This is a genomic window from Moorena sp. SIOASIH (assembly GCF_010671925.1).
Taxonomy (GTDB): Bacteria; Cyanobacteriota; Cyanobacteriia; order Cyanobacteriales; family Coleofasciculaceae; genus Moorena.
In genome coordinates this window covers 50,977-63,376 of sequence record NZ_JAAHIH010000009.1, presented here as the reverse complement: position 1 = coordinate 63,376, position 12,400 = coordinate 50,977, and the positions used below count along the sequence as shown (strand labels likewise).

Below are 12,400 nucleotides of genomic sequence, written 5' to 3'. Positions count from 1 at the left end.
TTCATACTTCATATACCCAGGCTCTTTTTGCTTTGTTTCAAGTCTTTCCAGAGTTGTTTAATCTGCTGGTAAGCTTCTTGTGGAGGCAGCTTACCAGCCGTTTCCAGATTACAGATGTAGCTGACTCTTTGAGCAAATTCCTGTAAATTAGCATTAAAAACCAGGTTTTCTGGCTTGAACTGACCGTGATAGGGACTGCGAGGGTGTAAAAAATCAGATGGATCTACCATAGCTATTGCCTGCACCAGACGTTCTTAACCTAACCTTAACTTAACTGATTACAGGATAACTCACGCTCCGCCAAATTTCTGATTTGGTGTGATTGTCATTGTTGCAATATACATCAGGTTTTACCTGTACTACCGAAAACAGCAGGGCATATTCGGCTTTGGTGACAAACTTGAGCTAGATCCGCGTTTATATCATGTCAGGATAATTACCCTTAATAAAAATCTCCCCCATCTGGCCATCTCCCCATCTCCCCACACTTCCCACCCTCCCCACCCTCCCCGCGCCCGGGCGCCGTCAGTTATGGGTATTCAACCAGACTTGATATTAGGCCCCACATCTTTTACCGATCGGGTGAGTGTGGGACAGGGCTTATAAACTGCGCCCGCAGTTGGCGTAAACAGCCCCTTATGAATCGCGGATCTAGCTAAATCTATCTGTGAAGATGTATAGCAATCCTAAATCAGTTGTCAAACAGGAAAAATCTGAAATCATTGCTGGGCTTGAGTTAAGCGGGATTCGGCGTTCGCGCAGCGTGGCCACTATATTTTACGAATCATTTAGGACTGCTATATCTGTAAATATATTGACAGTGAACAATCATCTTACTGATTATGTCCCCTGATCAAAAACTCTACGAAGGTAAAGCGAAAATCTTATATACTACCGATGACCCAGAGATTCTACTGACTTACTTTAAAGATGATGCCACTGCCTTTAATGCCCAAAAGCGAGGTCAGATTTCTGGGAAGGGTGAGATTAATTGTGCGATCGCATCTCATTTGTTCAAAGTCCTAGAAGAGAATGGCATAGCTACGCACTTCATTGACCGTCCTACTCCCAACCAAATGTTGGTCAAACAGGTAAAAATTTTGCCCTTGGAGGTGGTAGTCAGGAACATTGCTGCTGGTAGTCTGTGTCAACAAACTGGAATACTAGAGGGTCAGGTACTCCCGAAGCCCCTAGTGGAATTTTATTTGAAGAATGACCAATTAGGAGATCCCTTGTTAACACGCGATCGCTTACTACTGCTGGAACTAGCAACGCCTGAGCAGTTGAAGCAACTGATTGAGCAAGCGTTGCGAATTAACCAAATTATCACTGACTTCTTCTATCAGTGTGGCATTACTCTAGTAGACTTCAAGTTGGAGTTTGGTCTAACCCCGTCTGAAGAACTACTATTAGCCGATGAAATCAGTCCTGATACCTGCCGCCTTTGGAACCAAGCCGAAACTGATCCGGAGCGTCGAGTGATGGACAAAGACCGATTTCGCAAGGACTTGGGCAATGTAGAACAAGCCTATCAGCAAGTGCTACAAAAAATTCTTGAGAGCAAACTCTAATCAGCCTCTGACTAGACGTCACAGGGTGACAACAAGTGACGGGATTGATGCCATCGTTAACCCGTAACCCAAAAAAAATCAGCACATTGGTAAAAATAACCACAGAGGAACGAAAATAGACAACAGGCATGGGCATTGCTTGCTCAGGTCAAGTGTTCAGTCATGGTACTGTGGCTGAAAACTAATAACTAATATAATAGTTCCTCCTATGGCACTGGAGTTGTTAGCCCTCAGTCAACCAGTAATCAACTTCTTACTGAGAGTTTACCAATGACCAATGACCCAATAGGAATGGTGTGTGGAAGTGTCAAAAACAAACAACACAATGCGTTTATCTCCCTTGTTAGCAGCAATGATCGCTGCTACTGCCAGTATTGGTTTATCCAAACCAACCCGTGGGGAAACCGTTCAGTCCCTACCGGATGCACCCCAACAGGATTCCAGTGGCGTAAAAACACCATTACAAGCAGTTCCTGAAACAATTGTTGTGCAGGCAAAACCAACGACTACCTCGGTGATTCACTCTTCTGAGAACCAGGTGGCAGTACCGACCAAAAGTGTTGTGCAGTCTGTGCCTACCACTGTCTCGGTGAACGATTCATCAGCAACCCAGGTGGCAGTACCTACTCAACTAGTGGTTCCGGTAGATGCATCAGCAACCCAGGTGGCATTACCTACTCAACTAGTGGTTCCGGTAGATGCATCAGCAACCCAGTTGGCAGTACCTACTCAACTAGTGGTTCCGGTAGATGCATCACCAGCAGAGTTACCCTCCCAAAGCCCAAAGCCACCCCAACTATCACCGGATAGCATCGAAGGGATTGCTCAACTAACACCTCCGAATGGTATAGAACAACCGTCCCAACTCCCGGAACCCACTCAACTGGAGCCCCCCTCAACTCAACCTCCTTTATCACCGGATAGCATCGAAGGGATTACTCAACTAACACCTCCGAATGGGATAGATCAACTGTCCCAACTCCCGGAACCCACTCAACTGGAACCCCCCTCAACTCAACCTCCTTCTGACTCCTCAGAGGTACGAGTACTGGTAGCAGAAGTCTTGATTACTGGCGCACCTGCCCAACTGGAAGACGAAATTTATCGGGTGATTAAAACCCGACCAGGACGAGCAACCACCCGCTCTCAGCTTCAGGAAGATGTGAATGCTATCTTTGCCACAGGCTTCTTTTCCAGTGTGGATGTGCAGCCAGAAGATACTCCCTTAGGAGTTAGGATTACCTTTATTGTTAGAGCTAACCCAGTACTGCGCCAGGTGGCAGTCAAAACAGAACCCCCAGGGGAAGGGCAACGGATCGTAAACCAGGAAAAAATTAATGAAATCTTTGGTGAGCAATATGGCTCAATCCTGAATCTGCGAGACCTGCAAGAGGGAATCAAACAATTAAACGATTGGTATAAGGAAGAAGGTTATGACCTAGCTCAAGTCATTGATGCTGAGCAAGTCTCACCGGATGGTACAGTCACCTTGGTCGTGGCAGAAGGGGTGATTGAAGCCGTTAAGGTGCGTTTTCTCGATGAAGATGGTAACCCGATTGTGGATGAAAATGGCAACCCAATTCCACCAATGACTGACCAGGAGGAACCGGTTGGAGGTAATACTCGCCCCTTTATTATTACCCGGGAGGTGGAGTTAAAATCCGGTACTGTATTTAACCGGAAGAAAGCCCAAAGAGACTTACAGCGAGTTTTTGGTTTAGGGATTTTCGATGATGTACGGTTTTCCTTTGAACCCGGTACTGACCCACGCCAGGTGGTGATAGTAGTAGATGTGATTGAGAAAAGTAGTGGCTCGATTGCGGCTGGTGCAGGTCTGAGTTCTGCCAGTGGTTTTTTTGGTACCATAAGCTATCAACAGCAAAATCTAGGGGGTAATAATCAGACCTTAGGGGGAGAATTTCAGCTGGGAACCCGAGAGCTATTGTTCGATTTGAGCTTTACAGACCCTTGGATTGCAGGAGACCCCTTCCGCACCTCTTACACCATAAATGCGTTCCGACGGCGCTCGATTTCCTTGGTCTTTAATGGGGGCAGCGGTGAGAATAATATTAAAGTTCCTAATGATGATGATGATGGAGACCGCCCTCGTATTGTGCGCACTGGTGGTGGAGTGACTTTTCGCCGTCCTTTATCGGAAGATGTATTTAAACGGGCAGAATGGACAGCATCCCTAGGCTTGAAATATCAACATGTTGCTATTGAAGATAGTGATGGGGATGTCAGACCTGAATCTACAGATGGAGAACTGTTGAGCTTTAGTGACAGTGGTGAAGATGACCTAACTACTGTCCAGTTAGGGGCAGTGCGGGATTTACGCAATAGTACCACCCAACCAACTAACGGTTCCCTACTCCGGTTGGGCATGGAACAATCTATTCCTATTGGTAGTGGCAGCATCTTAATGAATCGGTTAAGAGCTAGCTATAGTTTCTATATCCCTGTAGAATTCACCAACTTTACCGAAGGACCTCAGGCTCTTGCCTTTAACATTCAAGGGGGCACTATCTTGGGGGATTTACCTCCCTATGAAGCTTTTATTATTGGTGGTAGTAACTCCGTGCGGGGGTTTGCTGAGGGAGACCTAGCATCAGGACGTAGCTACCTTCAGGCTACTGCAGAATATCGCTTCCCCATTTTCTCAGTCATAGGGGGCGCTCTATTTGTTGACGCTGGCACCGACCTTGGTTCTGCTGGTGCTGTTCCTGGTGAACCTGGTGAGCAGAGAGATTTACCCGGTACTGGTCTCGGTTACGGTCTTGGGGTTAGAGTGCAGTCACCACTTGGTCCGATTCGGGTAGACTTTGGTTTGAATACCGAAGGGGACAGTCGTCTTCACTTTGGTATTGGAGAGAAATTTTAATTGTGAATTGTGAATTGTTAGTTGTGATTTGTGATTGGTTAATTGTGAATTGTGAATTGTGAATTGTGATTGGTTAATTTCAATTTTCAATTTTCAATTTTCCAGCATTGATTGATAGAAACTTTACCAAAAAACATGTCTTCAGTATATTACACCTTGGCTGGTATGTTTGAACGCTCTGGTGTCGGACTGCACAGCGGTATTTCAACCAACGTAAGGGTACTACCAGCAGCTGCTGGAGAAGGGCGATATTTTGTGCGGGTTGACCTACCAGGTAAACCCGTTATTCCAGCAAACATAGATGCAGTTTCAGGTACCACACTGTCTACGGAACTCTCCACATCAACCCAGTATGGAAACGCTACCGTTCGTACTGTGGAACACCTTTTAGCTGCACTGGCTGGTAGTGGTGTGGATAATGCTCAGATTGAGATTGATGGTCCAGAAGTGCCTCTTTTAGATGGTTCGGCGAAGGTGTGGCTGGAAGCCATCCAGGAGGTGGGAGTAGTAGCAGCAGGGGTTCGAGGAATCGAGGGAAAAGCATACGAGAGTTTTACCCCCGGACAAGTTCGAGCTACCTTAACACCCCCTCACCTCCTAACTCCCTCAGGAACAACACCTATCCCTTTTGTATTAAACGAGCCAGTCTCGGTTTATCACGGAGATGCCTTTGTAACGGCTCTACCAGCACCCAAAACTCGATTTACCTATGGCATTGACTTTGCGTTACCAGCTATTGGTAAACAATGGTATAGTTGGACTCCAGAACAGGACAATTTTGCTGATGCGATCGCACCAGCTCGTACCTTTGGCTTGGCTGATCAAATTGACCAGCTGCGCGATCGCGGTTTAATTAAAGGTGGTAGCTTGGAGAATGCTCTGGTTTGTGGTCAACACGGATGGGTTAATCCCCCCTTACGATTTTCAAATGAGCCAGTGCGTCATAAACTTTTAGACTTAGTAGGGGATTTGAGTTTATTAGGACGTTTTCCTGTCGCTCACATCCTCGCCTATAAAGCTAGCCACCATCTTCATGTCCAACTTGCCAAAAAGCTGGCTGAACCCATGGGTTGCAAGTTAAACACACAGAAGGTTGAAGCTTTAAAAATTAGTAAACAAACCTGCAATCCGTAAATCTACTAAAGTACGCTTATGTCCACACTGACTGACGTTAACACGCCAAATAACTCTACCGGAAGTACTCAGGAGCTCAATGATGACTCATCGACTAAAACAGTTCTAACCGTCGAAGACATTCATAAACTACTCCCCCATCGGTATCCTTTCGCATTAGTTGATCGGATTATTGACTATGTTCCAGGTAAACGAGCTGTAGGTATCAAGAATGTTACCTTCAATGAACCTTTTTTTCAAGGACATTTTCCTGGACGACCCTTGATGCCTGGGGTGATGATTGTGGAAGCTATGGCTCAGGTTGGCGGGATTGTATTAACCCAAATGCCGGATAGTCCTGATGGATTATTCGTATTTGCAGGGATTGACAAAGTTCGTTTTCGGCGTCCCGTAGTGCCAGGAGATCAACTGGTGATGACTGCGGAACTATTATCCATCAAGCGGGGTCGTTTTGGTAAGATGCACTCAATTGCTACTGTTGATGGTAAGAAAGCAGCAGAAGGCGAACTTATGTTCTCTATAGTGGATTAAAACATTATTAGTAAGAGCGAAGGAAAGTTATTTAGTTGTTCGCCTTTGGCCTTCGGTTTAGGATAGGTTATTTTGTTGAAAGTTATTTGGTTGTTCGCCTTTGCCGTTCGGTGTAGGGTAGGTTATTTGCTTCATATACTTGACTTTGGAGGTTAAAAGTTAATGTTCTATATTAGGACTACAACCTGGAACACTAAACATTAACCCTTAAACCGGCAACAGTCAACCTTAATCTTTCAACCTTCAACCTTCAACCTGCAACCTTTAACCTTTAACCTGCAACCTGCAACCTGCAACCTGCAACTTTTAACCTGTAACCTGCAACCTGCAACCTGCAACCTGCAACCTTTAACCTGCCAGTATTGTTAGTCATTGGTCACTTTGGTGTTTGGAAAATTGGCAACACTTATTCATCCTACTGCTGTTATCCATCCTGGTGCTGAACTACACCCGACAGTTCAGATTGGTGCCTACGCGGTGATCGAAGATAATGTGAAAGTTGGCCCAGAAACAACCATTGGTGCCCATGTGGTTCTTTCTGGACCAATGGAGATCGGAGCCAGGAATCAAATCTTTCCAGGAGCAGTACTGGGTTCGGAACCCCAAGACCTTAAGTATGATGGTGCTCCTAGCTGGGTGAGAATTGGTGATAATAATCTAATTCGAGAGTACGTCACCATTAACCGAGCCACCGGGGCGGGAGAAGCAACCGTAATTGGCAATGGCAATATGCTAATGGCTTATAGTCATGTTGCTCACAATTGCGTGATTGAAGATTCTGTAATTATCGCTAATGGCACTGCTATAGCAGGTCATGTTTATATTGAGTCCCAGGTGAGAATTAGTGGGGTCTTGGGGATTCATCAATTTGTCCACATTGGACGTCTAGCTATGGTGGGTGGGATGAGTCGCATTGACCGAGATGTTCCACCCTATATGCTAGTTGAGGGGAATCCATCCCGAGTGCGATCGCTTAACTTAATCGGTCTTAAACGGGCTGGACTGACAACTGGTGAGATTAGACAGTTAAAAAATGTATTCCGGAAGCTCTATCTTTCAGGAGAACCTTTCACTCAAGCCCTCCAAACCATGGAATTGCCACCAGATAACCCACATGTTGAGCACCTGCATCAGTTTTTGCAGCTGTCTGTAATGGAAGGTCGCAGGGGTTTGATTCCTGGTCGTCGCTTAAAAGGGTAAAGGTTCTTAAGGTTTATTAAAAATTCCTTTTAGCTTTAACCTTTACCCTTTGCTAACCTATTTTAGGGATTATTAATTAAGAAAACAGGAGATTAAAGCACAAAATCTGCCTCTGTAATGTCACCAAAATCTACACCACTCAAGACAGCTAATGGTTGATTATTGATGGTGGTGATTAAGGTATCGTCATTTTGTTCAACAATCGAAATCTGGCCAAAGGTCAGACCATCTAACTGCAACAGATCTTCGCCATCGGTAAAGTCAGTGATGGTGAGTTTGCCTACTGTTGACAAGACAAAGGTATCTTGCCCACTGCCACCAGTTAAAATGTCATCTCCTGGGCCACCGATAAGGGTATCATTACCGAAACCACCTAATAGTTGATCTTGACCCTGGCCACCATTAAGCAGATCATCGCCTTCCTGACCGTAAAGCCAATCGTCACCGTTGCCACCTTCCAGGATATCGTCATGAGCCCCACCTTTGAGGGTATCCTGACCATTGCCACCTTTGAGGGTGTCATTACCGTCCCCTCCAAACAGTCGATCGTCACCGTCACCACCGTCGAGGTAGTCTTTCCCAGCAAAGCCTAGAAGGAGATCTTGACTGTTAAGCCCTTTGATAATATCGTCATCTCCGCCACCTAGAAGGATGTCATTGTTTGGAGTACCGATTATGGTAACATCAGCTTCCTCGAACATGAGGTTGTCAAGGGCGAAGCGGTCAGCAGCAGCATCATTGAAATCGATCACAACCCGATCTATTGGTGTATCACTATCAGAAAGGGAGAACAGACCCTCGGTAAAGCTTGGCTGTGAACTAGTATCAACTTCGATCTCATTCACCAATGTGGAGCCATCAAACAGTTCCACTGTCAAACCAGGTGTGAGAGTACCAAAGGTACTCAGCGCCACTCCAAACTCAAGCTCGGAAACCGGTGCATCAAAGTCAAGGGTTAGGATTCCGGCGGCATTACCTTCCAAACTCGGATCCTGTACAAAGGAAATTGAGCCTGGACCGGAGGAAGCATAATTGGCATCCGTTGAATCTACCCCACCTACTTTGAAATCAAATGTGACCCCCATGAAACTCAGGTCATCAACGGGTTGAAAGGGGAGTTCATCGAAGGTCAAAACTATTGTGTTAGTGGAATTACTAGACATCTTTATTTCTCCTAAAAAATACTTTTTAATTGCACCCTATAGTATGAAGATTGTGATTTTAGCTGGTGCTAATTAAGTAAAATCACTGATTTTTTCCTTCATTTATTTTTATTTTGCTTTCACAAATATGAAAAGTGGATGAATTAAATGACTAGTTTTAATGAAGTTTATATTAACTGGGAAAAATCCCCTAAGATTGTAAAAATTTTATTTTAAAAGAAAATACTTAAGTATAAAAAATTTACATAATTAGTGATTAAGCTATAGCGGTTTTCAATTAGGTGAGGTACATGTTTTGAGGGAGTAGGGAGCAGGGACTGAGGCCGTGGGCCACGCGGGGCGCGTTCGGAGCAGGGAGCAGTGAAGTCAGAAGACGTAAGAGCTAAGAGCTAAGAGGGTAAAAATCCTGTGTACCTCATTAGAATAAAAACCGCTATAATAAGGATTTAAATGTCCGTTCCCGTAGCGTGACCTAGGGTCAATCGCGTAGGGTGGCCAACGGCCAATCCATCCACTTGTGTACGAGCCGGTCTACCATCTCCCCATCTCCCCATCTCCCCATCTCCCCATCTCCCCATCTCCCCATCTCCCCAAAGCACCCCTATTCACAATTTATTCACAATTTAAATGTGTGACAGTTTACCCTAGCCGGGCACTGATACTATGTTGCAGTGGTCAGATAATTTAGATTTGGTTACTGTCTACTTCCTATTTCCCTAATCCCTATCGACCCATTAACCATGACTCTCAAAACCATCTTTATCAGTACTGGCGAGGTATCTGGTGATTTACAAGGGGCTCTACTGATTGAAGCATTGAAACGTCAGGGAACAGCAGCTGGCTTAGAGTTAGAGATTGTTGCTCTAGGCGGTGATCAAATGACCCAAGCTGGTGCGAAGCTGTTGGGTAATACTACCAGTATTGGTTCTGTAGGAATTCTGGAATCTTTACCCTTTGTGCTGCCTACCCTGAAAGTCCAAGGTCGTGCGAAACAGTATCTCCGGCAGCAGCCCCCTGACCTAGTGGTGCTGATTGACTACATGGGACCAAATTTGAGTATTGGTAGTTTTCTCAAGCGTGAACTACCGCAAGTACCGGTAGTTTATTATATTGCTCCCCAAGAGTGGGTTTGGTCTATCTCTAAGCGCAACACCAGGATGATTGTGGAGATGACTGATCGAATGTTGGCTATTTTCCCAGAAGAAGCCCGTTACTTTGTGGAAAAGGGAGCGTCAGTTACTTGGGTAGGTCATCCCCTGGTAGATCGGATGGAATCTAGCCCAAGCCGAGAAGAAGCTCGTGCTACCTTAGGCATAGCTCCAGAACAAACTGCGATCGCACTTTTACCTGCCTCTAGACAACAAGAAATTAAGTATCTCATGCCTGTAGTTTTTGAAGCAGCCAAGCAGCTACAGTCACAATTGTTGGATACTAAGCAACGGTCGCAGGTTAGCCAGTCAAAGGGTGAACGGTTAAGGGAAAGTCAAGCAACATTCAGCTTGCCACCTTCCAACCGTCAAGCTGATTCACCACTATTTTGGATTCCCCTATCCTTAGAAGCCTATCGCCATCCCATTGAAGAAGCAGTACAGCGCTATGGTTTACAAGCTAAGGTGGTAGCTGGTCAAACTAAGGAAATCTTGGCTGCTGCTGATTTAGCCATTACCAAGTCAGGTACAGTGAATTTGGAACTAGCACTACTAGATGTGCCCCAGGTAGTTTTCTACCGAGTTAATCCCTTTACCTACTGGCTTGCTCGCACCTTCTTGAAGTTTTCCATTCCCTTCATGTCTCCCCCTAACTTGGTAGTAATGCGTTCCATTGTGCCGGAGTTGTTACAAGAGCAAGCCACACCAGAGAATATTGTCCAGGAATCCTTAGAACTCCTTTTTAATCAAGAACGGCGTCAGCAAACCCTGAAAAATTATCAGGAAATGCGCCATTTATTGGGTGAAGTGGGCGTATGCGATCGCGCTGCTAAGGAAATTTTCCAACTAATCAGCTAAGTAGTCAAAGGCTAATGGCTAATGGCTGATAGCTGATAGCTTACAATTATGCTAATTCCAGACAAATTCCAAGTCTAATACAAAGCCAGGTAAAACATCTTCTCCCGATAAGGTTTTGGGAGATTTTAAGACTTCTACAGGTTGATTGAGTCGATAAATTTCAACCGTCTTATGATTAGGGTCAATTAACCAACCCAAACGCAGTTGATTATCAATATACTCCTGCATTTTTTGGCGTAACGGTTCCATATTGTCACTCTTTGAACGCAACTCCAGCACAAAATCAGGACAAAGGGGTGGGAAAGTTTCTTGTTGTTCAGGGGTTAATGCATTCCATCGTTTTTGACTAACCCAAGCTGCATCAGGAGAACGAATTGCCCCATTGGGAAGTCGAAAAGCAGTAGAGGAGTTAAAGGTAACCCCCAGCTTAGTGTGGCGATTCCATAACCAAAGTTGTCCTTCTATATCAATGTTGCGTTTTCCAGTATTCCCCCCAGTGGGTGGCATGACAATTAATTTTCCTGTAGCACTACGTTCTAAGCGTAAGTCTCGATTAGCACTAGCAAGTTGTTCAAACTGCTCGTCAGTAACTCTGAGGCTGGGAGGAATGTTGATTGGAAGGGTATTCATGGATAAATGTCAAGTTACCCCTTATAGATATATCTAGGAATTGCTTCGCAATTAAGAGGAATCGTTGTCTTGCTTGGGACGACCCAAATAAAGCTTAACAAAATCTTCTGCTGCTGCTGGATTAATCTGATATAGCGCATCCCGAAGTTGAATCACCATCTCAGCGCCTGGATCTCTGATTTCATTAACCCAACGATAAATATTGGAACGCCCAATTCCCATCAGCACAGCAACTCGATTCTGGCTGATGCCGTAGCTTTCCAATACTTGTTTAAGGGCTTTGCCTGCTTTTCCCATGCCTCAAATTTTGTCATTTACTCACAACTGAGTAAATGGAACCAAATGGACTACATTGAGGTAGACTAGTTGTAGTCCATTCGGTAACAATCGTTAAGAAGGTCAATCCCTATGTCCAACAACTCTCTACCAGAGTCTGAAAAAACTCCCTCGGTACCAGCCTCCGAGCCTACTCCCACACCAGCTGAACCCAAGCGAGAACCTGTGCGAATCCTAGTCATTGGTTCAAGTAACGGCATCACCAAAATCATCCATACCCAATACAAACTCGGCTTTGCTGAAATCAGGGAATGGAGTCCCTTAATGCCTGCTTCCATTCCTGGTAAACAGATGCGTGCTCTTACTCGCTACGTTTCTACCAATTAACCTCCCTCAATTTTTCCTAAGGGGAAAGGGAAAAATGTCCCTTTCCCCTTTTGCTCCTGGTCGCTGTTTAAGTCCAAGTCACAATTCAACATGATTGAATCTTATGAACTTTCTTCGCCGTCGCATCAATCCTCAAACCTTCGTCATCACTCGTAGACAACTCAGCAGATATCTAAAAATTGACCCTAGTCGAGTCTGGCGATGGCAAAAGTGGGCTCATGTACTATGGGTACATATTCAAGGAAGAGGCGGCTACTTCATTAGCTACCGTCAGCTAGAACAGTGGATAGCTGCTTGTTGTACCCTGATTCGTTCTTGCCGAGAGTTAAGAGCATTGGAAACAGTATGGTCAGCAATTTGGCGAGAAGCTAAACGATATACAGAAGAAGGGATGACTCGACTCTCTGAGATTTACCAACAACGTAAAGCATATCTTTCTTATTCCTCAAAGAGTAGCAACAAACCTTCAAAACTCGAAATACTCAGCTCTTATGGGTAGGTTCTAAGTTATAAACAGGACTGAGTGCGTAAGTTATTGAGGAGTAGATTAAGTTTGTATACCCTCTTCACCATAAGGGCAACTTAGCATGAGGGTAAATTCCCAAACAACAAAAAAACTAA

General features: G+C 44.9%; 13 protein-coding genes. 8 read left to right on the top strand and 5 right to left on the bottom strand.

What is annotated here, in order from left to right; all coding sequences use genetic code 11:
- Positions 1-8: 8 nt before the first annotated feature.
- Positions 9-230 carry a hypothetical protein gene (locus F6J90_RS39805; RefSeq protein WP_293107365.1) on the bottom strand — a complete coding sequence of 74 codons (222 nt, stop codon included), beginning with the start codon at positions 228-230 and terminating at the stop codon, positions 9-11.
- 612 nt (positions 231-842) lie between these two features.
- Here F6J90_RS39805 and purC point away from each other — a divergent pair.
- From purC to lpxA, 5 genes are all read left to right on the top strand, one after another.
- Entirely contained in the window at positions 843-1,571 is a 729-nt protein-coding gene (gene purC, locus F6J90_RS39800) for a phosphoribosylaminoimidazolesuccinocarboxamide synthase (protein WP_293107362.1), read from the top strand.
- 325 nt (positions 1,572-1,896) lie between these two features.
- A complete protein-coding gene (locus F6J90_RS39795) occupies positions 1,897-4,452 on the top strand; it encodes a BamA/TamA family outer membrane protein (RefSeq protein ID WP_293107876.1) in 2,556 nt (851 codons plus the stop codon).
- 135 nt (positions 4,453-4,587) lie between these two features.
- Positions 4,588-5,586, top strand: coding sequence for a UDP-3-O-acyl-N-acetylglucosamine deacetylase (locus tag F6J90_RS39790; RefSeq protein ID WP_293107359.1), 999 nt, complete (start codon positions 4,588-4,590; stop codon positions 5,584-5,586).
- Positions 5,587-5,604: 18 nt separating this feature from the next.
- Positions 5,605-6,117, top strand: a complete 513-nt coding sequence (fabZ, locus tag F6J90_RS39785) for a 3-hydroxyacyl-ACP dehydratase FabZ (protein WP_293107356.1) — start codon at positions 5,605-5,607, stop codon at positions 6,115-6,117.
- 396 nt (positions 6,118-6,513) lie between these two features.
- A complete protein-coding gene (gene lpxA, locus F6J90_RS39780) occupies positions 6,514-7,317 on the top strand; it encodes an acyl-ACP--UDP-N-acetylglucosamine O-acyltransferase (RefSeq protein WP_293107353.1) in 804 nt (267 codons plus the stop codon).
- Positions 7,318-7,409: 92 nt separating this feature from the next.
- Here lpxA and F6J90_RS39775 read toward each other — a convergent pair whose 3' ends face one another.
- Both F6J90_RS39775 and F6J90_RS39770 read right to left on the bottom strand, forming a co-directional pair.
- Positions 7,410-8,480 carry a hypothetical protein gene (locus tag F6J90_RS39775; protein ID WP_293107350.1) on the bottom strand — a complete coding sequence of 357 codons (1,071 nt, stop codon included), beginning with the start codon at positions 8,478-8,480 and terminating at the stop codon, positions 7,410-7,412.
- 446 nt (positions 8,481-8,926) lie between these two features.
- Positions 8,927-9,058: a hypothetical protein gene (locus tag F6J90_RS39770; RefSeq protein WP_293107347.1), complete on the bottom strand. Its 132-nt coding sequence runs from the start codon at positions 9,056-9,058 to the stop codon at positions 8,927-8,929.
- 162 nt (positions 9,059-9,220) lie between these two features.
- Here F6J90_RS39770 and lpxB point away from each other — a divergent pair, with 162 nt between their 5' ends.
- The gene (lpxB, locus tag F6J90_RS39765) at positions 9,221-10,486 is read left to right on the top strand and encodes a lipid-A-disaccharide synthase (protein WP_293107344.1); all 1,266 of its coding nucleotides are present in this window, start codon (positions 9,221-9,223) and stop codon (positions 10,484-10,486) included.
- A 51-nt stretch (positions 10,487-10,537) separates the two neighbouring features.
- Here the strand turns inward: lpxB and F6J90_RS39760 are convergent, their stop codons facing one another.
- Together F6J90_RS39760 and F6J90_RS39755 are read right to left on the bottom strand one after the other, a co-directional pair.
- Positions 10,538-11,116 carry a Uma2 family endonuclease gene (locus F6J90_RS39760; protein WP_293107341.1) on the bottom strand — a complete coding sequence of 193 codons (579 nt, stop codon included), beginning with the start codon at positions 11,114-11,116 and terminating at the stop codon, positions 10,538-10,540.
- A gap of 51 nt (positions 11,117-11,167) precedes the next feature.
- Positions 11,168-11,413 carry a helix-turn-helix transcriptional regulator gene (locus F6J90_RS39755; RefSeq protein WP_293107338.1) on the bottom strand — a complete coding sequence of 82 codons (246 nt, stop codon included), beginning with the start codon at positions 11,411-11,413 and terminating at the stop codon, positions 11,168-11,170.
- 111 nt (positions 11,414-11,524) lie between these two features.
- Between F6J90_RS39755 and F6J90_RS39750 the strand changes: the two genes are divergently transcribed.
- Both F6J90_RS39750 and F6J90_RS39745 read left to right on the top strand, forming a co-directional pair.
- Positions 11,525-11,779: a peptide ABC transporter substrate-binding protein gene (locus F6J90_RS39750; protein WP_293107335.1), complete on the top strand. Its 255-nt coding sequence runs from the start codon at positions 11,525-11,527 to the stop codon at positions 11,777-11,779.
- Between the two features lie 103 nt (positions 11,780-11,882).
- A complete protein-coding gene (locus tag F6J90_RS39745; RefSeq protein WP_293107332.1) occupies positions 11,883-12,278 on the top strand; it encodes a hypothetical protein in 396 nt (131 codons plus the stop codon).
- Positions 12,279-12,400: the final 122 nt, after the last annotated feature.